Here is a 25,094-nt window from a genome sequence, read left to right on the forward strand (position 1 = left end):
CGTGTGCAAGTACCGCAACCAGAGGACGAAACGCGAGGGTCAGCCGGTGCTCGCGGTGCACAGGGCGATGGTCTGGCCCTTGTTCTCCGCCACTTTCCGGCCGTTGACCAGGATCGTGCAGGCGATCTGGTTGCTGACCGACGAGTTCCGGGTGTCCGCGGTGACGGTGAGCAGGTAGTCACCGGAGTTGAAGGACGCCGTGCCACGCCATTCGTCGGTGCTGGCCGGGGTCGTCTCGGTCCGCTGGTCGTTGAGCGAGCCGAACCGGACGGTCGCGCCGCCGGAAGCGCTGACGACGAACTCGACGGTGTTCTTGTCCGAGGCGACCGCCGGGATGTGCAGTCCCGACTCGCCAGTAGCGAAGAAACTGGTGTAGACCAGTAACCCGGTCGCCGCCATCAGTCCCGCGATGGAAAGCGCGAGCCCCGCCACTCCCATTCCCTTCTTGTCGGCTTCACCCTTCTTGATTTTGGTAAGACCAATCACGGAAAGGGTTATCCCGATTACGGCGAGCGGCCAGGCGGCGATCCCGGCGACGGGGACGAAGGCGACCCCGACCGCCGCGAGCCCGACCAGGAAACCCACGATGACCAGGCCGTTCTGGGGCTTTCGGTGCCGGGTGCCGTGCGTGGTGAAGCCCGGGCCGTAGCGGGTGGCGGGTGGGTGCGGGAGAGGTGGATCGGTCGGCATACATGCCCTTTCGGAGGCTTCCGTCCGAAGACGTTAACCCATCGTTCGGGGCAATGGCCGAAATTGTTACCTGCCGGAAAAAGTCATCATTCAACGATAATCGAGCGATTATCGATATTTTCTGACGAGAATTGTGGCACCGTCGAATATCGGAAACCCGATCACTGATCGAACAGGCTGACTTCGGGAGTGATCTCCAGCAGCTCGTGCACCGGGCGGCCGCGGCGGCCGTCGATGGTCGTGGTGCGCACGACGCGCAGCCGCGCGGTCACCGGCCGGTCCAGGTTCTCCTTGATCTCGTCGAGCAGATCCGGCGCGACCGCGCCCTGGATGGTGCCGCCCGATTCGCGTTCGAGATAAAAGATCCGGCGCCGGGTGCGGACGCCGTCCAGCCTGCCGCTGACCGTCTCGTAGCCAACGGCCTCCCGTGACTCGCGCAGGCTCCCGGACAGGACCCGCGCCTGCTCGGTGGTCATGCTGCGGGTCAGTTCCTCGCCGGCGGTCGGGGTCAGCGCCATGCCGATCCCGGCGTGTTTGGTGACCGCGTTGACGATGTCGCTGACCGCGTTGCGGACGGTGTCGCGCTGCAACAGCACCGCGTCCAGCGCGCCGTCGTCGGAACCGTTGGCCGGCAGGAAGTCGCACAGTTCCTTGACCGCGCGCTCGGACAGCGACTCGAGGCCGTCGTGGATGAGCGCGTCGTCGAGCGCCGGTTCCGGGAAACCGAAGAAGATCGCGTTGCCTGCCTGGCCGCGCTGGATCAGCGGGGCCTTCTCCCGGTCCGCGGGCTGGACGATGGTCACCTCGCCCGATGGGTTGCGGATGATGTGCCCGATCTTCGCCGTCGCGTCCTGCAGCGCGCGGCTGATGTCGGAGAAGGTGTAGGCGTCGAGATGCGATTCGCCGATGACAGACACGCGAAGCAGTGGCGAACGGGACGTCCGCTCGAACTTCGCGTACGCGGCCATCGCCGACGCGCGGGCGAGGTCGTCGAGCCAGGTGCCGCCGGGGATCTCGTCGGCGATGCGCCGGAATTCGTTTCTCACCAGATCACTTCCGGAATTCCCCTGCCACCCGATGCCCACACTTGTTCCCAGATCTCCTCGTCGCCCGGGCGGCAAAGGAAGCCGTCGAGCATGCCGCCGACGGGCTGGACCTGGTCGAGGTACATGGCGGGCTGCCCGACGATGACCCCGCGCAGCGTCAGCAGTCCGTACAGCGCCGAGCGGCCCGTGTCGTCGAGCCGTTTGAGCGCGCCCCATTCGTCCGGGAGCAGCACCACGTCGAGCCCGAGGGGCGGATGCGGGGTCCTGGCGGTCAGCGCGCCGCCGATCCACGCGCGGCCGGTCGGCATGATCCGCCGGGCCACCCCCAGGTAACTGTTCAACGCGCTGAACAGGATCTCACGATCGTTCTGGTGCGGTGCGTCGAAGACCAGCCGCTCGTAGACATCGGCCAGATCGGCGGGATGGCGGCCCGGAGGCAGCAGGTTGTGCGGCGTCCAATAGGGGAGCGCCAATCGGAGCCTCCTTCGTGTGCCGGGGCTCCCGATCGAAGAAACGTACCCGGCGTCACGCTCACAGTGCGTAGCCGAATTTACCAGGCGGGTGTCAGCCGCCCTGCCCCGGCCGGTGCTCGGAGGCGCGCCCGGCCGGCGGCCAGTCCTCGTCACTCGGCCAGACCGGCTCGGGTTCGTGGCCGTGGTCGCCGTTCCGGCCGGCGGGTTCCGGCTCCTCGGGGTGGTAGACCAGCGCCGGACGCACCGGTTCCGGGGTCAGCTGACCCTCACGGTGGCCTTCCGCCTCCTGGTCGTACGGCACGTCGTCGTCCTGGATCCGCGCGGGCGGGAGGAACTGCGTCTGCTCGGCGGACAGCAGCTCGGGCACGGGCTCGGGCTCCGGCTCGGAGTAGGCCGGAGCGGCGCGCTCCGGCTCGGGGGCCGCCGGCCGCTCGCGCCGTTCGCCCCGCGTCATCAGCCAGGTCACACCGCAGCCGAGGGCGAAGGAGATGAGCAGCCAGAGCCAAATCTGCCCGAAGAGCCAGAGCATTCGGCCATCACCTCTGTTCTGCCGTGATGTCGACGCGGCGGCCTTCGCCGTTCGCGCCGTCGGAGTTCCTGCGCTGGGTGGAGTACGCCTGGTCGCGGTTGACCCCGTTGCGCTCCAGCAGCCGCTCCACCGCCAGCGCCCGGTTCAGCGAAAGCTTCCGGTCCGAACCGGTCGCCACCTGCCCGGTGATCCGGAACCGCAGTTCGCGCGGAGCGTCCGTGAGCAGCTTCGCGATCTCCATCGCGCCGCGTTCGCCGTCCGCGGTGAGTGCGATGGTGTCCGGCTCGAACGTGATCGGCGTCGCCGTCAGCAGACGGTCGATCTCGGCCTGGAAACCGGCCTTGTCCGTGGGCTTGGCCGAAGTCGGCGCCGGACTGGGCGGCGGGCTCGGCGGCGCGGGACTCGACGGCTCGCCGCTGGTCGTCACCGGTCCGCCAGGCGGGGCGGTGTCACCGGAGATCTCGACCGCGCGCACCCCGTCGACCCGCTGGATGGCGTCCATCGCCTGCGCGGCCTTGTCCGGCGGGAAACCCGTGAGGTTCGCGTCGCGGCCGGAGAAGCTCACCTGACCGCCGGAGACGCCGACATCGGCCAGCGCCTCCTTCGCGCGCGCCGCCAGCTCGGCCTCGATGTCGTCCGAGGCCGACCACACGGAAATCGCCGTCAAGGCGAGCGTGACCAGCAGCGCTGTAGGCAGCAAGCGGCTCCAGCGTGTACCGGGCATGAAGGAACTGTAAGCCGCGCCCTGCCGGTTGGCGAACCGGCTTTGCCGCGTCCGGCGCAGCGCCGGGCGGCCGTTGGGGCTAATCCGCTGCGTGTTTCCGGTACGCCGTTACTCGTCGCCGGCCGGTGGCGTGTGTCCCTGGCCTGCGACGTCGGGGGTGTGGCCCGGGAGAGGTGCCCGGTCGGCGTGGCGGACCCGTGCCGACTCCGGCGCGGAACCACCGGCGGGTCGGTACACAACCCTCTTGAGTGACACCGGTCGGCCTGATCGGAGCAGCCGGTGGTCGCCTGAGTGTGCCTTCACGCGAGTCGGGAGCCTTCACGGGGACATATCGGTTGCGGAGCCCCCTGAGCGGGGAGGATTTCGGACGTTCACCGTCCGAAATCCTCCCCGCTCGACCCCTTGCGGGCACCAGCGATGTCAAAACTGGTTCCCCAGAGCAGCGCTGACCAGCAACTCTGCGACTTCGCCGGGCCTGCCCTAGGCACAAGAAAGGGGGCCTTCCTGTACTTCAGGCGACTAGAGCACCGCGCCGCGGCCGAGGTCAGCTCGCGTGGTGGTGGATCTCCCGTAGCGGTTCGACCGGGATGGAGACGCCCGCCGGTTCGATCTGCTCCAGCGGGAGCAACGGCGCGAGTTGGGGGCGCTTCGGCGACAGGCCGTCGCCCATGGACTCGCCCCTGAGCTGACGCCGGATCCACGGCAGCAGATGCACCTTCGTCCACTCGAGGTCGGAGCGGCGCGACGTGATCCAGGTGCTCGGCTCCTCGGACGCCGGCCACGGCTCACGCCAGTCGCCGTCGACCGGGACGCCGAGTACCTCGGCCGCGCGCAACGCGATCCGCCGGTGGGCCTCGGGGGTGAAGTGCAGCCGGTCGTCGCTCCAGGCGCGGCGGTCGTGCAGCGGGTCCATCGCCCACATGTCGACCATTTTCGCGCCGTGGCGGTCGGCGATCGCCCACAGATGCGCGTTGTAGATGCCGACCTTGCCGCGCAGGACGTGCATCACGGACAGGTACTTGGTGTCCGGCCCGTTGAAGATGAGCACCGGGATCCCGGCCTCGCGCAGCTTGGCGACCCCCGCCTCCAGCCGCGCGGCGACGGCGTCCACGTCCGCGCCGGGCACGATGATGTCGTTGCCACCCGCGCACAGGGTGACCAGGTCGGGTTTGACCGCGAGGGCGATCGGCAACTGCTCTTCGAGGATCTCGTCGAGCATCTTCCCGCGGAGGGCGAGGTTCGCGTACTGGAAATCGGGCCTGCCTTCGGCCAGGATCTCCGCGAGCCGGTCCGCCCAGCCCCTGAAGGTGCCGTCCGGCAGATCGTCGTTGAGTCCTTCGGTGAAGCTGTCACCGATCGCCACAAAGCTGTCGAATCCGTACACGTTGGGTCCCCTTCCGTCCGTGTGCCCCCGGTTGGTACTTGTACACCACAACTAACAGCTGAGAGCGCCCCTGCAATCCCACCTGAGCGAAACCCGTGGTTCAGCCCGTTGACACAGTCTCTTATTTTGTCGGACGTCCCTGCATCCCCATTACCGGGATGACACTCCTGTGCTGCGGAGATTCCCCTCAAGTGGACGTAAAACGGACACATGATGTGGCGAACGTCTCCCCGCCAGGGTGCTCGGGCTCAGGGATCCGGCAGGCTGTGAGGGTGACCTATCGACCCCCGCGCGAGTCGCTCGCCCAGATCCTCGGCGGGCGGCGTGGCGCCATCGACGCGAGTATCCCGCCCGCGGCCTTCGTCATCGGCTGGCTGATCGCGGACCAGTCGATCGCCTGGGGGGCCGGGGTGGCCATCGGGGTGGCGGTGCTGCTCGGGGCGTACCGGGTCGCCCGCGGCGACAAGGCGCGCGCGGTCGTGGTGAGTCTCGCCGCGGTGATCGCCGCCGCGCTGATCGCCCTGCACACCGGCCGTGCCGAGGACTTCTTCCTCATCCAGCTGCTGTCCAATGTGGCCAGTGCGCTGCTGTGGGCGGCCAGCGTCGTGATCCGGTGGCCGCTGCTCGGCGTCATCGTGGGGCTCGTCATCGGGCAGAAAACCCGCTGGCGCCGCGATCCCGCGCTGCTGCGCGCGTATTCGCGGGCGAGCTGGGTGTGGGTCTTCCTGCAGTACACGCTGCGAGTCGTCGTCTACGGCTCGTTGTGGTGGAGCGGGCAGGTGGTCGCGCTCGGCATCGCGCGGACGGTGCTTTCCTGGCCGCTGGTCGCGGTGACGGTCGCGGTGAGCGGCTGGGTGCTGTACCGCACGCTGCCGCCGGAACATCCCGGTCTGCGGGTGGTGGAGGAGAACGAGAACCCCTCCGGATCCGAGCCCGGCGGGCTGCCGAGGACATAAGGCGGCCCCCGGCGAGGGGGGAGGGTCCGGGGGCCGGGTCCTACGGTACCCGGAGTTCGGCCCCGGAGTCGATGGTTTGGTCTTTTAGGGCTCTTTTTTGGTGTTTTTCACGGGTGCGAAGGCCGTGGCGCTCCTTCGCCGTACGCGTCGACGGCGGCGAGCCACGCGGCGCCGAGTACGCCATCGGTGCTGGTCAGGACCTCGAACCCGGCGAGTTCGGCGCGGACTTTCGCCCCGACCGGGCCGTCCGGTGACAACACACTGCCCACGAGGACGATCGGCGTGTTCTCGCCGGGTTCTCGCGCGGCCATGACCTTCGTCACCAGCAGGGCGGCCGCGCGGGTGGTGATGTCGTCCGCCGCCGGGTCGCCGTCGCGGTCGGCCTCGCTGACGAGCGGGGCGAACCTGGCGAGCCGGATCGGTGCCTCCGCGTTGGCGTTCGTGATGAGCGCGCGCCACAACGCGGACCGGTCGCTCGCCGGGTCCACTGCGGACGGTCCGAGCGCTTCGGCGAGTACGGCGCGCGTGAGCGGGCCGAGTTCGCCGCCGAGGCCCAAAGTATCCAAAGTGGAGCGAACGGCTTCGCGGCCGAGCCAAAAGGCCGAGCCTTCGTCACCGAGCAACCAGCCGTAGCCGTCGACGGTGGAGACCATCCGCCTGCCGCGGACCCGTCCGGCGATCGAGCCGGTGCCCGCCACGAGTACCGAACCGTCCGGCGCGGAAGTGGCCGACGCGTAGGCGACTTCGGAGTCGGGGACCGTCCGCACAGGACTGATTCCCGCGTTCTTCCAAGCGGCTTCGAAGATCTTCGCGATCGCCGGATCGCTCAGTTTGCTGACGCCGGCCATGCCGACGACGCACGCCGCCGTCGCCGCCGGGTCCAGCCCGCCCAGCGCGCCGGTGATCGCGCTCGCGATCCGCGCCGCGGCTTCGGCGGGCGCGTGGGAGTTGGGATTCGCCCCGCCCGCGCGTCCGGAACCGAGGACGGCGCCGGAGGCGTCGAGCGCGATCGCTCGCGTCGACGTGCCTCCGGCGTCCACGCCTACACAGTGCCCACCGCCGCCTCCGCGGGGGAGAGCGCGTCGGCTGTGCGTCACCGGGTCTTGGTCACCTTGAGCAACCCGCGGGGGCTGTCCGGGTCACCGCCGCGCGCCAGCGCTAGGCCGAGCGCGATCCGCTGGATGGGCAGGATCTCCAGGATCGGGGCGACCTCTTCGGCCGAAGGGGCGACACCGATCCGCAGTGCCGCGGGGACGTCGGCCGAAGCGGAACCGACCGCGAGCACGTCCGCGCCGCGTTTGCCGACGGCCTCGAGAACCTCCTGCATCGCGCCAACGCCGTGTCCCTGGCTCGTCACGGCGAGCACCGCGGTCTCGCCGTCGACCGCGGCGACCGGACCGTGCAACAGGTCCGCGCCGCTGTACGCGCGGGCCGCGAGATAACTGGTTTCGGCCAGTTTCAGGGAACCTTCCAGCGCCGAGGCGTAGGAGTAACCGCGGCCGGTGGTGAGCACCCGGTCGACGAACCGGTAGCGGTCCACCGCGCGCCGCACGCCTTCGTCGGCGTTGTCGAGGGTCTGCTGCGCGAGTTCGCCCAGCTTCGCCGCGTCCTCGCCCTTGCCGCCGCGGACCGCGTCGATCAGCAGGTAAAGGGAGAGCAAGGTGGCCGAGTACGTCTTCGTGGCGGCCACGGCCTTTTCCAGCCCGGCACCGATGTCGACGCCGAGTTCGGCGGCGGCGCGCAACGGGGATTCCGGGGTGTTGGTGACCGAGACGGTCAGCGCTCCCTGGCGACGCGCGGTTTCGGTGACCTCGATGAGATCCGGGGATCCGCCGCTTTGGCTTACTGTGATGAAGAGAACGTCCCGCAGATCGGGACGGGCGCCGTACAAAGTCGCGGTGGAGGGCGAGACGAGACCGCAGGGGAGACCGAGGAGTACTTCGATCAGGTACTTCGCATACAGGGCGGCGTGGTCGCTGGAGCCGCGGGCGGCGAGCAGTGCGAACCTGGGCGGGCGCTTGGAGATGGCTTCGGCCACCTCGGCGATTTCGGCCTGTCGCTCCACGATTCCTGCCAGAATGGCGGGTTGCTGGGAGATCTCCGCGGCCATGTGCTCGCCGGGGCGCTGTTCGGTCATCTCGTTCCCTTCGACCGGGACGTACTTCGTCCCCCGAGTAGGTCTAGACCAATGCTAGCCCGAATGGACGTTTGTGGTGAAGGGTACGTTTCCTAGCGGGGACGGCGCGCGTTTGAGTGGGAAGGCTTAGGGAGTCGGTCATGCTGGAGACAACCACCGCGGGTGAGGCGGGCACGACGGCGGGGATGCGCGGGCAGCGCGAACCCAAGTATTGGGCGCTGAAACAGCATCTGCTCGATCTGCTCGACGCGTTGCCGCCGGGCTCGCCGATTCCGACGGAACGGGCGCTGGCGGGGGAATTCACCGTTTCGCGCACCACGGTCCGGCAGGCACTCGCCGACCTGACCGCCGAGGGCAGGCTCCACCGCGTGCAGGGCAAGGGCACTTTCGCCGCCGAGCCCAAACTCGCGCAGCGCCTGCAGTTGTCGTCCTACACCGAGGACATGCGCAAGCAGGGTCTCAAGCCGTCGTCGAAGCTCCTGGAGATCGACGAACTGCCGGTCGAGGCCGATCTGGCGAAACTGCTCGGAATCCGGGTCGGTGCGAAGATCCTTCGCCTTCGCCGTCTCCGGCTGGCCGATTCGCAGCCGATGGCGCTGGAGACCACGCATCTCCCCCTCGGCCGGTTCCGTGGTTTGCGCAAACATGTTTCCGCAGGTAGTTCGCTGTACGCGGTGCTGAGGGAGCACTACGGCGTGGAGCTGGAAAGGGCCGAGGAAACGATCGAGACAGCGCTTGCCGGACCGCACGAGGCGGAGATGCTCGGCGCCGACGTCGGAATGCCGATGTTGCTCCTTTCGAGGCATTCTTTCGCCACCGACGGAAAGCCGGTCGAGTTCGCTCGTGCGATCTACCGTGGCGATCGTTACAAGTTCGTCACGACGCTCTTGCCTTAAGGCGCGCTGACGGAAACGTTTCGCAGGGCGCTGGACCGAAGTGAACTCGCGGTGGTCTTGAAGGGCGTTTCCGGGGAGTCAGATCCGCCGGTTCCAGCGGCTTCGCTAGTTAATTCTCTGACGCGTCAGGTAATTGGAGGTGCGGTGGCTTGGTGGCGGCGGCCGTGATTCAGTCGTCCTATGAGTGACGGGGTGGCGGGTATCGGCTGGGGGACGCCGGTGGCGCGCGGCGTGCTCGCGACGACCATCGTGGGTTCGGGGATGGCGATGCTCGACGGGACGATCATCAACGTCGCCCTGCCGAGGATCGGCGAAGAACTCGAAGCCTCCGTCGCGGGCCTGCAATGGATCCTCGACGGCTACCTGCTCGCGCTCGCCGCGCTGATCCTCGTCGCCGGTTCGCTCGGCGACCGCTACGGGCGCCGCCGGATGTTCATCGTCGGCGTCGTCTGGTTCGGGATCGCGTCCGGGCTGTGCGCCGCCGCGTCGACGACCGAGATGCTCGTCGCGACCCGGATCCTCCAGGGGATCGGGGGAGCTTTGCTCACGCCCGGCTCGCTCGCGATCCTGCAAGCGTCCTTCGCCCACGACGACCGGGCCCGCGCGATCGGCGCGTGGTCCGGGCTCGGCGGGATCGCGGCGGCGATCGGCCCGCTGCTCGGCGGCGTGCTGGTGCAGGTGTGGTCGTGGCGGCTGGCGTTCCTGATCAACCTGCCACTGGCCGCCGTCTGCGTCCTGCTGGCCAAGCGCTACGTGCCCGAGTCCCGCGACGAGGAGGCCATCGGGCATCCGGACTTCACCGCGGCCGCCGTCGGCGCGATCGGGCTGGCCGGGCTGACCGGCGCGCTGGTCGAGGCGCCGGGACGCGGCATCGGGGACGTCGTCGTCCTGGTCTGCATCGTGCTCGGCGTCGCGGGGCTGGGGGCGTTCCTGGTGATCCAGCACCGCTCCGCCGATCCGCTGGTGCCGCCGAAACTGTTCCGCGACCGCACGTTCAGCCTCGCCAACGCGCTCACCTTCGTCGTCTACGCGGCACTCGGCGGCGTGATGATGCTGATGGTCATGCAGTTACAGGTGTCGCTCGGCTATTCGCCGACCGAGGCGGGGCTCGCCGGACTGCCGATCACCGTGATCATGCTGCTGTTCTCCGGTCGGTCGGGTGCGCTGGCGCAGCGCATCGGGCCGCGGGCGCAACTCGTCCTCGGCCCGATCCTGGTCGGCGCCGGAATGCTCCTGCTGATGCGGGTCGGGCCGGGATCGACGTACCTCGGCTCGGTGCTGCCCGCCGTCGTCGTGTTCGGTGCCGGGCTGGCGACGGTCGTCGCGCCGGTGACCGCGACCGTGCTCGCCGCCGCGCCGGACCGCTACGCCGGGGTGGCGTCCGGCGTCAACAACGCCATCGCGCGGTCCGGCGGGCTGCTCGCGATCGCGGTGCTGCCCGCGGTGGCCGGGCTGTCCGGCGCCGCCTACACCGATCCGGTGGCGCTGACCTCGGGCTGGCGGACGGCGCTGCTGGTGTGCGCGGCGCTGGCGATCGGAGGAGGGCTGATCGCGCTCGGCATCCACAACGGTGTTCTCGGCGCGCCTTCCAGCGACGACACCGAAGAAGCCGCGGACACGGCCGACGCCGACGAGTCACCCCACCCGGGTGAGTGTCTCCACTGCGGGGTCGACGCGCCGCCGACGCATGTCCGTCCCGCTAGTCGCTGAGGATCCCGGCCAGGGTGGCCGGGTCCAGGTTGCCGCCGGAGACGACGGAGACGACCTTGCCCTCGGGCAGTTCGCCGCGGTGGAACAGGTACGCGGCGGTCGCGGTGGCGCCGCTCGGCTCGGCGATCAGGCGGGCGCGGTGCGCCAGCGTCCGGACGGTCTCCCGGATCTCCTCCTCGGAAACCGTGATGACGTCGTCCAGCACCGACTGGAGGTGGGCGAAGGTCAGGTCCGACGGCTGGGCGCGCAGGCCGTCGGCGGTGGTCCGCGCCCGCAGGTCCATCGGCCATTCGATCCGCCTGCCCGCGCGCAGCCCCTCGGCGGTGTCCGCCGCGAGTTCGGGCTCGACGCCGACGACCTTCGCGCCGGGGAGCAGTGCCTTGATCGCCGTGCCGACGCCCGAGGCGAGCCCGCCGCCGCTGAGCGGGACGAGTACGACGCCGGCGTCCGGCAGGTCTTCGGCGATCTCCAGGCCGACGGTGCCCTGTCCGGCGATGACGTCGCGGTGGTCGAACGGCGGGATCATGGCGAGGTCCCGTTCGCCGGCGACGGCGAACGCGGAGGACTGCTGGCGGTCGATCGGGACCTCGATGACTTCGGCGCCGAGCGCTTTGGTCGCTTCGACCTTGGCGCGCGGCGCGACGTCCGGAACGATGATCACCGCGGGAATTCCGAACCGTTTCGCCGCGTAAGCGACCGCTTGCGCGTGGTTGCCGCTGGAAAACGCGACGACGCCGCGAGCACGCCGATCTTCGTCCAGTGCGGCGATCGCATTGTACGCGCCGCGAACCTTGAAAGCGCCGATCGGTTGCAGGCTTTCCGGCTTGAGCCACAATGGAGTCCACGACTGTTCCAGCAACGGCGTGCGTACGGCGGCGCCTTTGATCCGGCTCGCCGCGGCACGGATTTCCTCGAGTGAGACCAGTTCCATACCTCCGATTATGTCAAGGAATCGTGAACCATATACAGTCCTTTTTGGACAGACGGCGTGGTGTTCCTCACGTGTGGACAACGAAGGGAGCATCCCGCGCGCCTTGTTCGTTAGGACCGGTTGAGGATCGACTAGCTTGCAGAACGGGATTATGACCAAGGAGACCTCCGAGAAGGACACCGACAAGACGGAAAAGACGGAAAAGCAAGGGAGGATCGTCCAGGTGACGGCGGCCGCGCTGGCCGCGATCACCGCGGCGCTGCTGGGTTCCACGCTCGGTGTGGCGGGAACGGTGGCGGGTGCGGGGCTGGCGAGTGTCATCACCACGCTCGGCGGCGAGCTGTACCTGCGTTCGCTGCAACGCACGAAGGACGCGGCGCTGAAGGCGCGCGTCGTACTGACGGTGCCTGGACGGCGCCGGGTGCTCGACCCGTCGGAGCAGGAGACCGTCCGACTCACCCCGGCGGAGGACCAAGAGCCCGCCGAGCGGAAGTTCAAGCCGCGCTGGGCGGTGATCGCCGGGGTCAGCGTGGTGGCGTTCGTGGTGGCGCTCGTCGCGATCACCGGCTTCGAGGGCGCGACCGGGAAGACCTTCGGCGGCGGGACCGGGACGACCATAGGGAAGATCATCGACGGCGGGCACGCCCAGGAGCGGCAGGACAAGCAAGACGCTCCGCCTGCGACGACCCCTTCGGAAACTCAGGACAACCAGCCCGAGAAGACGCCTTCGAGCACGCCGACCCCGTCGACGACGCCGACGTCTCCGACGACCACCCAGTCGCCTCCGACGACGCCCTCGAAGACTCCGTCGACCTCTCAGGCGCCCCCGACGACCCCTTCGGCCCCCGCCTCCGGCACCCCCGCGCCCTGACCCCCTCCCCGCAATTCGTCCTCTAGTTGCGGTAGTTCGCACCGCCAACTACCGCAACTAGAGGACGAAACGCGGGCGTGGGGGTCAGGCGAGGGAGGCGCGAAGGGTGCGAGCGGCTCCCTGAGGGTCTTCGGCCTCGGTGATCGCCCGGACGACGACGATCCGCGACGCCCCCGCGTCGAGCACCTCGGGCAGCCGTCCGGCGTCGATCCCGCCGATCGCGAACCACGGCCGCGACGTCCCGAAAGCCGCGGTGGAACGCACCAGATCGAGCCCCGGCGCGGACCGGCCCGGCTTCGTCGGCGTCGGCCAGCACGGGCCGGTGCAGAAGTAGTCCACGCCCGGCTCCTCGGCGGCGGACTTGGCCTGTTCCGCCGAATGGGTCGACCGGCCGATCACGACGTCGTCGCCGAGAACGCGGCGTGCCAGCGGCACCGGGATGTCGTCCTGGCCCAGGTGCAGCACGTGCGCGCCGACGGCGAGCGCGACGTCGGCGCGGTCGTTCACCGCCAGCAGTCCGCCGTGCTTCTCGCACGCTTCCGCGAGCACTTCCAGCGCCGCGATCTCGTGTTTCGCCTCGATCGGGGCACCGCCGGTCTTGTCCCTCAGCTGGATGATGTCGACGCCGCCGGACAGGGCCGCGTCGGCGAATTCGGCGAGGTCGCCGCGGCCGGACCGGGCGTCGGTGCAGAGGTACAGGCGGGCATCCGCGAGCCGGGCGCGAATCTGTTGACCAGACAGGGTGGGCATGGCGGCGACGGTACCCGCGCGCTACGGTGGGGTGGTCCGCACGGGAGCCCGAGGACGGGCTGAGAGGGAGCCGAAACCGCTCCGACCGTGGAACCTGATCCGGGTCATGCCGGCGCAGGGAGCGCGCGTTCATGAAGGAACTTTCGGTAGTCGGCGGCGGGGTCATCGGTCTGTCGGTCGCTTGGCGCGCGGCCGTGCGCGGCCATCGCGTCACCGTGCACGACCCCGAGCCGGGGCGCGGCGCGTCGTGGCTCGCGGGTGGCATGCTCGCGCCGGTCACCGAGGCGTGGCCCGGCGAGGAGGACGTCCTCGTCCTCGGTGAGGCGTCGCTGCGGCGCTGGCCCGATTTCGCCCGAGACCTGGCCGAAGAGGGTGTCGACCCCGGCCTTTCGCCGCACGGCACGCTCGTCGTCGCGCTGGACAGCGCCGACGCGGGCAACCTCGAAATGCTCGCCGTGTACCTCACCGAACTCGGCCGCGAGGTCGAGCAGTTGACCGGCCGGGCGGCTCGCCGCGCCGAGCCCGGTCTCGCCGGATCCGTCCGAAGTGGACTGCTCGTACCCGGGGATCTGGCCGTGGACAACAGAAGACTCCTCCACGCGCTCGAACACGCCTGCGGCAGGCATGGAGTGGAGTTTCGCCACGAGACCGTCACCGGCCTCGATGGCTTCAGCCACGTCGTCCTCGCCGCGGGCGCTTGGACCGGACGACTGCACCCCGCGCTCGCCGGCGCCGTCCGCCCGCTGAAGGGTGAGATCCTCCGGTTGAGGCCGCGCCGGGGCTGCCTGCCGCCGCCGCGCCGGACCGTCCGCGCGATGGTCGAGGGCCGCCCGATCTACCTCGTCCCGCGCGAAGACGGCGAGGTCGTACTCGGCGCGACCCAGTACGAGGCCGGTTTCGATGAGACCGTCACCGCGCGCGGGGTCCGCGAGCTGCTCGAAGGCGCGGAACGCGTCCTCCCAGGTATCGCCGAATACGAACTTGTCGAGACCGCAGCCGGGCTTCGCGCGGCGAGTGTCGACACGATGCCCTTCATCGGTGAGCTCGGCGAAGGCGTCTTCGCCGCGACGGGCCACCATCGCAACGGCCTCCTGATGGCCCCGCTCACCGCGGACGCCGCGGTCGCGTGGCTGGACGGCGGGCCGTTGCCGGACGAGGTCGCGGCGGCCACGCCGTCGCGGCGAAGCGAGGAGCGGGTGTGATGGAGATCCAGGTCAACGGCCAGTGGCGCGAATTCCCCGACGGGACCACCGTCGAGGGCGTGCTCGAAGCGCTGGGCACGGCGGCGAAAGGGGTCGCGGTCGCGGTGGACGGCGTGGTCGTCCGGCGCGGCGAATGGCCGGAAGCGGTGGTGCGCAAGGGCGCCAGCGTCGACATCCTCACCGCTGTGCAAGGAGGCTGAAATGGACGGCGACCACCTCGTCATCGGCGAGCACAAACTCACGTCGCGGCTGATCATCGGCACCGGCGGCGCGGCGAACCTCGCCGTGGTGGAACGGGCGCTGGTGGCGTCCGGCACGGAACTGACCACCGTCGCGATGCGCAAGGCCGACGGCGAAGGCGGCTCCGGTGTCCTCGAACTGCTTCGGCGGCTCGGCATTCGTCTGCTGCCCAATACCGCCGGTTGCCGGACGGCCGCGGAAGCCGTCCTCACCGCCCAGCTCGCCCGCGAAGCGCTCGAAACCGACCTCATCAAGCTGGAGGTCCACGCCGACGACCGCACGCTGCTTCCGGACCCCTTCGAGACCCTCGAAGCGGCCGAACAGCTCACCGCGGACGGCTTCACCGTTTTGGCGTACACCAACGACGACCCGGTACTGGCGCTGCGGCTGGAGGAGGCGGGCTGTGCGGCCGTGATGCCGCTCGGCGCGCCCATCGGCACCGGTCTCGGTATCCGGAACCCGCACAACATCGAGCTGATCGTGTCGCGCGCGGGTGTCCCGGTGATCCTCGACGCCGGTATCGGCACCGCCTCGGACGCGACGCTGGCGATGGAACTCGGCTGCGACGCCGTGCTGCTCTCCACCGCCGTGACCAGGGCCGCGGACCCCGAACGGATGGCGTCGGCGATGCGCGCGGCCGTCACCGCCGGACGGCTGGCGGCGGGGGCGGGGCGGATCCCGCGGCGGTTCTGGGCGCACGCCTCCAGTCCGCCCCGATAACCCTTTTGTACGGTTCGCGGACTTGACGGCGAGTACGCACCGGAAGCCCGTATGGTTGACGGCACTCTCCGGCGGCGCACCCGCCGCCGTGTACCCAGAGGAGCCAGTGGTGACCACGTCAGCGGTCCAGGATGTTTCGGGCAGATTGTTCCTGGCGGTGGGCCGGTTGTCCCGGTCACTGCGCCAGGCGGGGGTGCCCGGACCAGGCCACGGTGCGATTTCCGCGCTCGCGACGCTCGTGAACTACGGACAGCTTCGGCTGGGTGATCTCGCGGCGAAGGAAGGCGTCGCCGCGGCGACCATGTCGAGGATCGTCGCTTCGCTGGTCGAAGCCGGCTACGTCAGCCGTGAATCGGACCCGATCGACAGGCGTGCCTGGCTCGCCGAGGCGACCGAAGAGGGCGAGAGGCTGGTTTCCGGCGTCCGGTCGACACGCGTGCACGAGTTGGGTATGCGCCTCGAACGGCTGACTCCTGAGCATCAGGCGGCGCTCGCGGCGGCTCTGCCCGCGCTTGAAGCGCTTATCGCTGACGAAGAGCGCTGACTTCGGCGCGAAGAGCCCGAAGCTCGTCTTCCATCCCGCTCACCACGACGGCGATGAAGAGATTCAGCACCGCCTCGCCCGTCATCACCCCCGCGACGAAGATGATCAGCGAGAGCAGGCCGGTGACGACCTTCCGCGTCGACGGCACGACCGAGATCAGCCGCGGAACCCGGGGGACGCGCAACGCCCGCGGCACCGCGAACGGACCGGTCGTCGGGATCACCGCGATGATGAAGTCCGACGACCTTGGCCACCGTAACCGGCCGTGTGCTCAGTGCTCCGGCGCAAGCCGCCAGAACGCCGAAACCGGACCGACCTTCGCGCCCATCGGGTAGGCGTTTTCGACCGCGTGTGAGACGAACCACTTGCCGTAGCGCGCGGCCTCCACGACGGACATGCCCTTCGCGAGTCCTGCCGTCAGCGCCGACGCCATCGTGTCCCCGGCGCCGTGCGTGTGCTGGGTCGCGAATCGCTCGCCGGGCAGTTCGACGAAGGTGGAGCCGTCGAAGAGCACGTCGACGCACTCGGGATCCGAAACGAGGTGGCCGCTTTTCACGAGTACGTACTTCGGGCCCAGCCGGTGCAGGACGACCGCCGCCTGGTGCATCTGCTCGCGGGTGGTCACGGTCATCCCGGTCAGCAGCCGGACCTCGTCGAGGTTCGGCGTCAGGACGGTCGCGCGAGGCAGGAGTTCGTCCCGCAGCGCCACCAAACCGTCCTCGTCGAACAGCGGATGTCCGTGCATCGACGCGGCGACCGGATCGACCACGAACGGCACCTTCCGGTCGCGCCCGATTTCGGCCTTGTCGCAAGCGGCGGCGACGGCGTGGATGATCTCGGCCGAGGCGAGCATGCCGGTCTTGGCCGCGTTGACGCCCATGTCGGCCGCGACCGCCTCGATCTGCCCGGCAACGATCCGCGCCGGGATATCGGTGCGGTCGTGCACGCCGAGGGTGTTCTGGACGGTCACCGCGGTCACCGCGACCAGGCCGTGCACCCCGCAGGTGAGGAACGTGCGCAGGTCCGCCTGCAGACCGGCGGCGCCGCCGGAGTCGGAGCCTGCGATGGTCAGCGCCGACGGCGGGCTCGGATTCTCGCTCATGGGTTCATTTTCCCGACTGGTCCTTGTGGTTCAACACCGGTTCGGCCGCCGTCCACCACGGTGGCACAGTGTGTGAGCCATTGCACTCCTCGCGTGCGAAAGGGCGTCACCTGCGATCCTCGAAGGACGCGGGCCGCGTCGGCGAGGCGCAGATCTTCCCGACGGTGCACGGCGCGGCGCCGGGCGACCCTCGGACGAAGTACGCCGACGCGGGGCTGCGGCCGTGGTTCGTGGTGTTTGACGGCGACGCGAGCGCGTTCCTGACGCGGAACGGGCCGGGTTGGTACGACGACAACCACTACTACGTGGTGATGACCGACGCGCACAACGTCGCGCCGGCCATCGACTCCCGTAACCCCACCGTGGCGCAGGCGAGCGAGCGGGCGGCTCTGCTGGCGAAGAACCACGCGTCGGTGCTCACCTCGGACTGGGCGGATTTGACCACTGTCCTGCCGAAGGTGCTGCCGCGCGGCTAGGTCGTGCCGGGCTGCGGTCCCGGCGGCCGGTGTCGCGAAAGCCACTTTCGGGACGTGTGGTGTCCTGAAAGTGGCTTTCGCGACGTGCAGGGACCGGAACACCTGCCTCGATACCGGTCCGCCCTAACCGTCCTCACCACTCATGAGTACCTAGACCGTCAGGACGAGCTTCCCGGTGACACGTCCGCCTTCGCCGACTTCGTGGGCCTTAGCGACGTCCTCCAGCGGGAAGATCTGGTCGACGTGGACACGCAATGCGCCCTTCTCGATCAGTTCGGTCAGCGCCAGCAGGCCGAGCTGATCGGGTTCGGCGAGCATCCCCGACGTCCGCACGCCCAGCTTCTCGGCCTTCGCGGCGACGGACTCGCTCACGCCACCGGGAACCGCGATGAGCAGGCCGCCCGGCTTCACCGCGTCCAGCCAGCGCAGGTCGCTCTGCTCGCCGACCAGCCCGAAGACGACGTCCACCTCGGACGCGGTCGCGTTTTCGTCGCGGTAGTCGATCGGTTCGTCGGCACCGAGTTCGCGGAGGAAGTCGTGTTTCCCGGCGCTCGCCGTGCCCAGGACGTACGCGCCGCGCGCCTTCGCCACCTGGACGGCGAGGTGCCCGACACCGCCCGCCGCCGCGTCGATCAGCACACGCTGTCCCGGCTGGAGGCCGGCGAGGTCCACGAGACCCTGCCACGCGGTGAGCCCGGCGAGCGGCAGTCCGGCGGCCTCCTCGTGGGTGAGGTTCGCGGGCTTGCGCACGAACTGGCGGGCGGGGGCCGTCACGTATTCGCCGTAGCCACCGGCCTGCCGGGGGAACCAGGGGAAGCCGAGGACCTCGTCGCCGACGGCGAACCGTGTCGTCCCGACGCCAAGCTCCTCCACCACCCCGGAGACGTCCCAGCCGAGGACGAACGGTGGCTCGCCCATGAAGACGCCGTACGCGCGGGTCTTCCAGTCGACCGGGTTGATGCCCGCGGCGCGCACCCGCACGAGCACCTCGGTCGGGCCGGGCGCCGGGCGGTCGGTCTCGGTCACCTCCAGCACTTCAGGGCCACCAAGCCGCTGCTGGGTCACGACACGCATCGAAAGCTCCTTATTCGTTCCGGTGGCTTCATTCTCGGCGCCTTGGTCACTTCTCACCAGAAGGCACTTACAGGTAAACTAGGTATATGATGGATACCACCTGTGAAGTGCCGGAATCGCCGTGGGACATCTACCTGCGGAACTGTCCGTGCCGAGACGTCCTCGATCTGCTCGCCAACAAGTGGACCGCGCTGGTACTCGGCGCGCTCTCGCGGCGGCCGCACCGGTTCGGTGAACTGCGCCGCGCCGTCGGCGGGATCAGCCAGAAGATGCTGACCCAGAACCTGCGTGCCCTCGAACGCGACGGCCTGGTCACGCGGACGGTGTACCCGACCACGCCGCCGACCGTCGAGTACGCGCTGACCGAACGCGGTTCGAGCGCGAGCACGTTGCTGATGGCGGTCAGCGAATGGTCGGTCGGCAACTTCGACGGGATCCTGGAATCCCGCAAGGCCTACGACTCACGCGTGTTGGAGCCCGTCGGCTGAAGTCCGTCCGGCGGGCACTTCATCGGGAAGTCGGTTCAGGGCACCAACTTGGCGAACAGTCGGTTCGAACAAGTTACCCGGAGGCTTTCGTGCGCAGAACGCTTTCCCTTCTGCCGGCCGTGGTGGCCGTCGCCGGGCTCAGCTCGGGCCTGACCGACAGCTTCGCGGCGGCCGAGGCGCCGAAGGTACTGGTCATCGGCCTGGACGGCACCCGGTTCGACAAGCTGATGGCCGCCGTGGACGCTCCTCGGGTCGCGACTCGCTTCAGGCCTCGCTGAGCCGCCAGAAGGGGGAAACCGGGCCCACGCCCGCCCCCAGCGGATACGACTCCGCCACACAACGCTCGATAAAGCGCTTCCCTTCACTGACCGCGGTAGGCACGTCGGAACCCTTCGCCAGCGAAGACGTGATCGCGGAAGCCATCGTGTCCCCGCCGCCGTGCGTGTTCCGCGTGTCGAACCGCGGCCCGCTCAGCTCGATCCACGTTTCGCCGTCGGACAGCAGATCCACGCAGTCCTGGGCCACGTCGAGGTGGCCGCCCTTCACCAGCACCCACGCGGAACCGAACTCCAGCAAAGCTTCCGCCGCTTCCCGCTGGGTCGCCGGGCCGGTGACGGCGACGCCGGTCAGCAGCCGCACCTCGTCGAGGTTCGGGGTGATCAGCGTGGCGCGCGGGAAGAGTTCGGTGCGGATCGCCTCCAGTGCCTCCTCGCGCAACAGCGCGTGCCCGGTCATCGAAGCGGCGACGGGGTCCACGACGAACGGCGTCGAAGTGTTCCGTCCGATGTGGACCTCGTCGAGCGTCTTGGCGACGGCGTTGATGATCTCGGCCGTCGCGAGCATCCCCGTCTTCGCGGCGTCGACGCCCATGTCGGTCGCGACGGCCTTGATCTGGCCGGTGACGACGTCGACAGGGATCTCGCTGAAACCCTGCACACCCAGCGAGTTCTGCACGGTGACCGCGGTGAGCGCGACCATCCCGTGCACCCCGTTGGCGAAGAAGGTCCGCAGGTCGGCCTGGATGCCCGCACCACCACCGGAATCGGAGCCGGCGATGGTGAGGGCGGTCCTGGGGGTTTCCGTCACTGATTGACCACCGGCAGGTAGACCTTGTTGCCCTGCTCGGCGAATTCGGTCGACTTCTCCGACATGCCCGCTTCGATCGCTTCCACAGTGGACAGTCCGTGTTCCTCGGCGTACTTGCGGACGTCCTGGGTGATCCGCATCGAGCAGAACTTCGGCCCGCACATCGAGCAGAAGTGCGCCGTCTTCGCCGGTTCCGCGGGCAGCGTCTCGTCGTGGTACGACCGCGCGGTGTCCGGGTCCAGCGACAGATTGAACTGGTCGTTCCACCGGAATTCGAAGCGGGCCTTGGAAAGCTCGTCGTCCCACTCCTGCGCGTACTGGTGCCCCTTGGCGAGGTCGGCGGCGTGCGCGGCGATCTTGTAGGTGATGACGCCGGTCTTGACGTCGTCGCGGTTCGGCAGGCCGAGGTGCTCCTTCGGCGTGACGTAGCAGAGCATCGCCGTGCCGTACCAGCCGATCTGCGCCGCGCCGATGGCCGAGGTGATGTGGTCGTACGCCGGTGCGATGTCGGTCGTGAGCGGGCCGAGGGTGTAGAACGGCGCCTCGCCGGTCAGCTTCTCCTCGAGTTCGACGTTCTCCTTGATCTTGTGCATCGGCACGTGACCGGGGCCCTCGATCATCACCTGGACGTCGTGTTCGCGGGCGATGTGCGTGAGTTCGCCCAGCGTCTCCAGCTCGGCGAACTGAGCGCGGTCGTTCGCGTCGGCGATCGAGCCGGGACGCAGACCGTCGCCGAGGGAGAAGGTGACGTCGTACTCGCGCAGGATGTCACAGAGTTCGGCGAAATTGGTGTACAGGAACGATTCCTTGTGGTGCGCGAGGCACCAGGCCGCCATGATCGAGCCGCCGCGCGAGACGATGCCGGTGACCCGGCGCGCGGTCAGCGGGATGTAGCGCAGCAGCACGCCGGCGTGCACGGTGACGTAGTCGACACCCTGTTCGCACTGTTCGATGATGGTGTCGCGGTAGATCTCCCACGACAGTTTTTCCGGTTCCCCGTCCACCTTTTCCAGCGCCTGGTAGATCGGCACGGTGCCGACCGGCACCGGCGAGTTGCGGACGATCCACTCCCGGGTCTCGTGGATCCGCTTGCCGGTGGAGAGGTCCATGATGGTGTCGGCGCCCCAGCGGGTGGCCCACACCATCTTGTCGACCTCTTCCTCGACGGAGGACCAGACGGCCGAGTTGCCCATGTTGGCGTTGATCTTCACCAGGAAGTTCTTGCCGATGATCATCGGCTCGCTCTCCGGATGCTTGCGGTTGGCCGGGATCACCGCGCGACCGCGGGCCACCTCGTCCCGCACGAACTCCGGCGTGCACCGCTCACGTGCCGCGATGTACTCCATTTCGCGGGTGATGACGCCCTGTTTGGCCCAGCCGAGCTGGGTGTTGTGCTCGCGCCCGTCGGCCCAGCCCGCGCGCAGCCGATGGAGTCCACTGTGGACATCGATCCGCGCGTCGTCGTCGGTGTACGGACCCGAGGTGTCGTAGACATCGAAATGCTCGCCGTTGGAAAGGTCGATCCGCCGGGCGGGCACCCGGAGACCGGATTCGGTCTGGTTGTAGATCTTGCGGGAACCGGTGATGGGCCCGGTGGTCACGGTCGGCGTGACGTTCTGGGCACCGTTCTCAAGCGTCGTCAACGACGTTCACTCCCTACGCCGGCATTACCCGGTCAGGTTCATGCGGTCGGCGGCGCCGGGTCCTCTGGAAAGACACCAGCCGCCCTCTCAGCCCGCCATGGCGCGAGCTCCCGCGGTTGTTTGGTTGTGCCCCGACCATGCCACGCGGAGGCTCCCGCAATCAACCCTCCAGGGGATCGGTCACTCCGAAGCCGCAAGTAGAGGACGGGTTGCGGTAGATGCGCGCGCATCTACCGCAACCCGTCCTCTACTTGCGTGATCGACAAGTCGACAGCGTTAGCGGTTCACCGGTTTGGAGCATGTGCTCGCGCGGGATTCACGACAGAATCCCGATGTTCTGCACCGTTACAGAAGTCTGGGGTGGTCATGCGGAAATTCATGCTCCCGGCGTTGGCAGGCGTGCTGATCGCCGGCCTGGTCCCGGCGGTGGCGGCGGCACAGGGCGGTGAGGCGCCCGGAGCCCCCGGCACCCATCCGAGCTGGCTCCCGGCGGACAAGACCGGCTTCGGCACCGCTCGCGACCGGGCGAGCAACGTCTGGTTCACCTTGCAGGGTGGCCGCCTCTCCGAGATCTACTACCCGGACCTGTCGACGCCGAGCGTCCGCTCCCTCGATCTGGTCGTCACCGACGGGAAGAGTTTCGCCGCCGTCGATTCCTCGGCCAGGTCGCAGCAGGTGCGCCGCACCGGCGGCCTCACCTACGAGCAGACCATCACCGACGATCAGCGCCGCTGGAAGCTCCGCAAGACCTACGTCACCGATCCGGCGCGCGCGAGTGTGCTGATCGACGTCGACTTCGTCTCGCTGACCGGCCGCCCGTACCAGGTGCACGCGGTCGCGGACCCCGATCTCACCAACGAGGGATCCGACGACTCCGCACGCTCCGATGGGGTGAACCTGGTTGCGTCCGACGCGAAGACCGCGGCCGCGTTGACCGCCGAACCGGCGTTCTCGCGCACTTCCGTGGGCTACGCGGGCTCGTCCGACGGCATCACCCAGCTGACGAAGTCCTTCACGCTCAAGGATTACGCAGGCGCGGCCAAGGGCAACGTGCTGCTGACCGGGCAGACCTCCGCCGATGGTGTCCGTTCGCGGGACTTCACGCTCTCGCTCGGCATGGGCGCGAGTGACTCTGAAGCCCTCGCCAATGCGAAAGCCTCGCAACGGCGGGGATTCGCCGATGCCGCCCGTGCCTACGACCGCGGCTGGAAGCAGTACCTCCGGCAGGTGAAGGACGTGCCGTCGTCGCTCAAGACCAAGCGGGAACGGGACCTCTACCAAGCGTCCGTGCTCATGCTCGCGGCGAGTGAGGACAAGATCCACCAGGGGGCGCTCATCGCTTCGCCGAGCATGCCTTGGCGCTTCGGCGACAACGATCCGGAATGGTCGCCGTCGGGCACCTACCACCTGGTCTGGCCGCGCGACCTCTACCAGATCGCGACCGGCCTGCTCGCCGCTGGCGACCGCGACGCCGCCAACCGGTCGGTCGACTACATGTTCGGCACGCAGCAGCTGCCGGACGGGCATCTGCCGCAGAACAGCCACGTCGACGGCACGCCGTACTGGAAGTCCGTCCAGCTCGACGAGACCGCGTTGCCGATCGTGCTCGCGCAGCAACTCGGCCGCACCGACGCGAGAACCTGGCAGGGTGTGCGCAAGGCGGCGGAATTCCTGTTGTCCTATAAGGCCGGCAACGGTCACGCGTCGCCGTACAGCCAGCAGGAGCGCTGGGAAGAACAGGACGGCTACTCGCCTTCGACGATCGCCGCGGTGATCGCCGGACTGGTCTGTGCGGCGGATCTCGCCAAGGCGAACGGCGCCGCCGCCGACGCGAAGCGCTATCTCGGCACCGCCGACGCGTTCAAGGCGAAACTTTCCCGGTGGACGGTGACCACGAACGGCCCGCTGTCGAAGGACCCGTACTTCGTCCGGCTGACCAAGGACGGCGACGCGAACAGCGGCACGAAGTACAACCTGGGCAATTCGAGCGTGACCATGGACCAGCGTGCCGTGACCGACGCCGGATTCCTTGAACTGGTGAGGCTGGGCATCTACCGGGCCGACGATCCGGTGATCCGGAACAGCGTCAAGGTCACCGACGCCGACATCGCGTTCACCACTCCGACGGGTCAGTTCTGGCACCGCTACACGAAGGATGGCTACGGCGAGAAGGCCGACGGCTCACCGTGGGACTACACGTTCCCGGCCGAGAGCCGGACCACTTTCGGGCGACTCTGGCCACTGCTCGCGGGTGAACGCGGCGAGTACGACCTCGCTGCGGGAGACCGGGGTACGGCCGCGAAGCGGCTTCGCGACTTGGGCCGCGTCAGCAGCTCCGGCGACACCATGCCGGAGCAGGTCTGGGACGAGAACGCGCCTTCGGGTCAAACGGGCTTCCCTGCGGGCAGGCCGACGGCGTCCGCGACGCCGCTGGCGTGGACGCACGCCCAGTACCTCCGGCTCGCCTGGTCGGTGGAGGCCGGGAAGGTGATCGAGCAGCCGCGGGTGGTGCGGTGCCACTACTTGAGTTGTTGATCGCGCCGGCCGTGATCGCGCTGCCAGGGCGCTCGTTGAGCTGGAACGTCACGTTCCAGCCAGGGGCGCCCTGCCATCGCGATCACGGGGCCTCGCGGCCAAAAAGGCGCGACTTCAAAGATCGACAGACCTCGGTCGCGTCAGCTGTGGTCACCAGAGGTCAGTCGTCGGCGGGTTCAGGCGCGGCTTCGGGCAGCCAGGAGTTGCCCGGGACGCCCCACTTGTTCGACTTCAGCATCTTCTTCGCCGCCCGCGCGTGGCGTCCGACGAGCCGGTCGAGGTAGATGAAGCCGTCCAGGTGATCGGTCTCGTGCTGGAGGCAGCGCGCGAAGTAACCGGTGCCCTCCACCTCGATCGGGCTACCGTCGACGTCGAAGCCGATGACCTTCGCCCACGAGGCGCGTCCGGTCGGGTACGACTCGCCGGGAGCCGACAGGCAGCCCTCCCAGTCGTCGTCCGGGTCCGGCATCGTCTCCGGGATCTCCGACGTCTCGAGCTTCGGGTTCACCACGACGCCCTTGTGGCGCGTGCCCTCGTCGTCAGGGCAGTCGTAGACGAAGACCCGCAGGTCGAGGCCGATCTGGTTGGCCGCGAGGCCGACCCCTTCGGCGGCGTACATGGTTTCGAACATGTCGTCGATGAGCGTGCGCAGCTTGTCGTCGAACTCGGTGATCTCCCGAGTCGGGTTGTGTAGCACGGGCTCGCCGGCGATCACGATGGGATGGACGGTCACGCGCGCAGTTTAGTCGGACCCTTCTGATACACCCTTACCCATGACGCGCCGACGCCGATATCGAGGCCGGGCGCCGGATCCGTGGTCTAATGGCGCCGCGGAATGACAAGCCTGTGGTTTCACGCCCGCCGAGCACTGACCTGATTGCGAGGAG

General features: G+C 68.9%; 28 protein-coding genes and 1 riboswitch. Of the genes, 12 read left to right on the top strand and 16 right to left on the bottom strand.

Annotation, left to right across the window (positions count from 1 at the left end; translation table 11 throughout):
• Window positions 1-39: 39 nt before the first annotated feature.
• The 6 genes from BS329_RS10030 to BS329_RS10055 all read right to left on the bottom strand — a co-directional run bounded on the left by BS329_RS10030 (window position 40) and on the right by BS329_RS10055 (window position 4,846).
• Window positions 40-690, bottom strand: coding sequence for a DUF4190 domain-containing protein (locus BS329_RS10030; protein WP_076158494.1), 651 nt, complete (start codon window positions 688-690; stop codon window positions 40-42).
• 161 nt (window positions 691-851) lie between these two features.
• Window positions 852-1,736 (bottom strand): hypothetical protein, encoded by an 885-nt coding sequence (locus BS329_RS10035; RefSeq protein ID WP_076158497.1) that lies wholly within the window; start codon window positions 1,734-1,736, stop codon window positions 852-854.
• The gene (locus BS329_RS10040) at window positions 1,733-2,209 is read right to left on the bottom strand and encodes a DUF6932 family protein (protein ID WP_076158499.1); all 477 of its coding nucleotides are present in this window, start codon (window positions 2,207-2,209) and stop codon (window positions 1,733-1,735) included. Before BS329_RS10040 ends, BS329_RS10035 begins: the two co-directional genes overlap by 4 nt.
• Window positions 2,210-2,300: 91 nt before the next feature.
• Window positions 2,301-2,738 (bottom strand): hypothetical protein, encoded by a 438-nt coding sequence (locus tag BS329_RS10045; protein ID WP_076158502.1) that lies wholly within the window; start codon window positions 2,736-2,738, stop codon window positions 2,301-2,303.
• A 7-nt stretch (window positions 2,739-2,745) separates the two neighbouring features.
• Complete coding sequence (locus BS329_RS10050) at window positions 2,746-3,462, bottom strand: OmpA family protein (protein WP_244197096.1); 717 nt, start codon at window positions 3,460-3,462, stop codon at window positions 2,746-2,748.
• Window positions 3,463-4,006: 544 nt separating this feature from the next.
• Entirely contained in the window at window positions 4,007-4,846 is an 840-nt protein-coding gene (locus BS329_RS10055) for an SGNH/GDSL hydrolase family protein (RefSeq protein WP_076158507.1), read from the bottom strand.
• A gap of 272 nt (window positions 4,847-5,118) precedes the next feature.
• On the opposite strand from BS329_RS10055, the gene BS329_RS10060 reads away from it, so the two are divergent.
• Window positions 5,119-5,802 carry a DUF3159 domain-containing protein gene (locus BS329_RS10060; protein WP_076160103.1) on the top strand — a complete coding sequence of 228 codons (684 nt, stop codon included), beginning with the start codon at window positions 5,119-5,121 and terminating at the stop codon, window positions 5,800-5,802.
• A 107-nt stretch (window positions 5,803-5,909) separates the two neighbouring features.
• Here BS329_RS10060 and BS329_RS10065 read toward each other — a convergent pair whose 3' ends face one another.
• Together BS329_RS10065 and BS329_RS10070 are read right to left on the bottom strand one after the other, a co-directional pair.
• A complete protein-coding gene (locus BS329_RS10065) occupies window positions 5,910-6,842 on the bottom strand; it encodes an N-acetylglucosamine kinase (protein WP_084749554.1) in 933 nt (310 codons plus the stop codon).
• A gap of 53 nt (window positions 6,843-6,895) precedes the next feature.
• Window positions 6,896-7,939, bottom strand: coding sequence for an SIS domain-containing protein (locus BS329_RS10070; protein ID WP_076158512.1), 1,044 nt, complete (start codon window positions 7,937-7,939; stop codon window positions 6,896-6,898).
• Between the two features lie 140 nt (window positions 7,940-8,079).
• On the opposite strand from BS329_RS10070, the gene BS329_RS10075 reads away from it, so the two are divergent.
• Both BS329_RS10075 and BS329_RS10080 read left to right on the top strand, forming a co-directional pair.
• Window positions 8,080-8,835 carry a GntR family transcriptional regulator gene (locus BS329_RS10075; protein WP_076158514.1) on the top strand — a complete coding sequence of 252 codons (756 nt, stop codon included), beginning with the start codon at window positions 8,080-8,082 and terminating at the stop codon, window positions 8,833-8,835.
• Between the two features lie 180 nt (window positions 8,836-9,015).
• Window positions 9,016-10,545, top strand: coding sequence for an MFS transporter (locus BS329_RS10080; protein WP_076158517.1), 1,530 nt, complete (start codon window positions 9,016-9,018; stop codon window positions 10,543-10,545).
• On the opposite strand, the gene BS329_RS10085 is transcribed toward BS329_RS10080, so the two are convergent.
• Window positions 10,535-11,476, bottom strand: coding sequence for a threonine ammonia-lyase (locus BS329_RS10085; protein WP_076158519.1), 942 nt, complete (start codon window positions 11,474-11,476; stop codon window positions 10,535-10,537). The genes BS329_RS10080 and BS329_RS10085 overlap by 11 nt on opposite strands.
• Window positions 11,477-11,627: 151 nt before the next feature.
• Between BS329_RS10085 and BS329_RS10090 the strand changes: the two genes are divergently transcribed.
• Window positions 11,628-12,347, top strand: a complete 720-nt coding sequence (locus BS329_RS10090) for a hypothetical protein (protein WP_076158522.1) — start codon at window positions 11,628-11,630, stop codon at window positions 12,345-12,347.
• 84 nt (window positions 12,348-12,431) lie between these two features.
• Here BS329_RS10090 and thiE read toward each other — a convergent pair whose 3' ends face one another.
• Window positions 12,432-13,097, bottom strand: a complete 666-nt coding sequence (gene thiE, locus BS329_RS10095; protein WP_076158525.1) for a thiamine phosphate synthase — start codon at window positions 13,095-13,097, stop codon at window positions 12,432-12,434.
• Window positions 13,098-13,127: 30 nt separating this feature from the next.
• Window positions 13,128-13,235, top strand: a riboswitch (TPP riboswitch).
• Here thiE and thiO point away from each other — a divergent pair.
• The 4 genes from thiO (at window position 13,229) to BS329_RS10115 (ending at window position 15,803) form a co-directional block, all read left to right on the top strand.
• Window positions 13,229-14,299, top strand: a complete 1,071-nt coding sequence (thiO, locus tag BS329_RS10100) for a glycine oxidase ThiO (protein WP_076160106.1) — start codon at window positions 13,229-13,231, stop codon at window positions 14,297-14,299. It overlaps the preceding riboswitch by 7 nt.
• Entirely contained in the window at window positions 14,299-14,499 is a 201-nt protein-coding gene (thiS, locus tag BS329_RS10105) for a sulfur carrier protein ThiS (RefSeq protein ID WP_076158528.1), read from the top strand. Before thiO ends, thiS begins: the two co-directional genes overlap by 1 nt.
• Before the next feature lies 1 nt (window position 14,500).
• Entirely contained in the window at window positions 14,501-15,259 is a 759-nt protein-coding gene (gene thiG, locus BS329_RS10110) for a thiazole synthase (RefSeq protein ID WP_076158531.1), read from the top strand.
• A gap of 109 nt (window positions 15,260-15,368) precedes the next feature.
• Entirely contained in the window at window positions 15,369-15,803 is a 435-nt protein-coding gene (locus BS329_RS10115; protein ID WP_076158534.1) for a MarR family winged helix-turn-helix transcriptional regulator, read from the top strand.
• On the opposite strand, the gene BS329_RS10120 is transcribed toward BS329_RS10115, so the two are convergent.
• The gene (locus BS329_RS10120) at window positions 15,781-16,026 is read right to left on the bottom strand and encodes a hypothetical protein (RefSeq protein WP_076158537.1); all 246 of its coding nucleotides are present in this window, start codon (window positions 16,024-16,026) and stop codon (window positions 15,781-15,783) included. The genes BS329_RS10115 and BS329_RS10120 overlap by 23 nt on opposite strands.
• Before the next feature lie 48 nt (window positions 16,027-16,074).
• Window positions 16,075-16,905: a bifunctional hydroxymethylpyrimidine kinase/phosphomethylpyrimidine kinase gene (gene thiD, locus BS329_RS10125; RefSeq protein WP_076158540.1), complete on the bottom strand. Its 831-nt coding sequence runs from the start codon at window positions 16,903-16,905 to the stop codon at window positions 16,075-16,077.
• 68 nt (window positions 16,906-16,973) lie between these two features.
• Here thiD (BS329_RS10125) and BS329_RS10130 point away from each other — a divergent pair, with 68 nt between their 5' ends.
• On the top strand, window positions 16,974-17,381 hold the full coding sequence (locus BS329_RS10130; protein WP_244197097.1) for a PI-PLC domain-containing protein: 408 nt from the start codon (window positions 16,974-16,976) through the stop codon (window positions 17,379-17,381).
• Between the two features lie 150 nt (window positions 17,382-17,531).
• Here the strand turns inward: BS329_RS10130 and BS329_RS10135 are convergent, their stop codons facing one another.
• The gene (locus BS329_RS10135; protein WP_076158542.1) at window positions 17,532-18,455 is read right to left on the bottom strand and encodes an NADP-dependent oxidoreductase; all 924 of its coding nucleotides are present in this window, start codon (window positions 18,453-18,455) and stop codon (window positions 17,532-17,534) included.
• Between the two features lie 89 nt (window positions 18,456-18,544).
• Between BS329_RS10135 and BS329_RS10140 the strand changes: the two genes are divergently transcribed.
• Both BS329_RS10140 and BS329_RS10145 read left to right on the top strand, forming a co-directional pair.
• Entirely contained in the window at window positions 18,545-18,943 is a 399-nt protein-coding gene (locus BS329_RS10140) for a winged helix-turn-helix transcriptional regulator (RefSeq protein WP_208619200.1), read from the top strand.
• Between the two features lie 89 nt (window positions 18,944-19,032).
• Window positions 19,033-19,221 carry a hypothetical protein gene (locus BS329_RS10145; protein WP_076158545.1) on the top strand — a complete coding sequence of 63 codons (189 nt, stop codon included), beginning with the start codon at window positions 19,033-19,035 and terminating at the stop codon, window positions 19,219-19,221.
• Here BS329_RS10145 and thiD (BS329_RS10150) read toward each other — a convergent pair.
• Window positions 19,208-20,029, bottom strand: a complete 822-nt coding sequence (thiD, locus tag BS329_RS10150; protein WP_076158548.1) for a bifunctional hydroxymethylpyrimidine kinase/phosphomethylpyrimidine kinase — start codon at window positions 20,027-20,029, stop codon at window positions 19,208-19,210. The genes BS329_RS10145 and thiD (BS329_RS10150) overlap by 14 nt on opposite strands.
• A complete protein-coding gene (thiC, locus tag BS329_RS10155; protein WP_076160112.1) occupies window positions 20,026-21,672 on the bottom strand; it encodes a phosphomethylpyrimidine synthase ThiC in 1,647 nt (548 codons plus the stop codon). Before thiC ends, thiD (BS329_RS10150) begins: the two co-directional genes overlap by 4 nt.
• Window positions 21,673-22,038: 366 nt before the next feature.
• Between thiC and BS329_RS10160 the strand changes: the two genes are divergently transcribed.
• Window positions 22,039-24,207, top strand: coding sequence for a glycoside hydrolase family 15 protein (locus BS329_RS10160; protein ID WP_076160115.1), 2,169 nt, complete (start codon window positions 22,039-22,041; stop codon window positions 24,205-24,207).
• 160 nt (window positions 24,208-24,367) lie between these two features.
• Here BS329_RS10160 and BS329_RS10165 read toward each other — a convergent pair whose 3' ends face one another.
• Window positions 24,368-24,940 carry a peptide deformylase gene (locus tag BS329_RS10165; protein ID WP_076158550.1) on the bottom strand — a complete coding sequence of 191 codons (573 nt, stop codon included), beginning with the start codon at window positions 24,938-24,940 and terminating at the stop codon, window positions 24,368-24,370.
• Window positions 24,941-25,094: the final 154 nt, after the last annotated feature.

Source organism: Amycolatopsis coloradensis (genome assembly GCF_001953865.1).
In the GTDB taxonomy this organism is placed as follows: domain Bacteria; phylum Actinomycetota; class Actinomycetes; order Mycobacteriales; family Pseudonocardiaceae; genus Amycolatopsis; species Amycolatopsis coloradensis.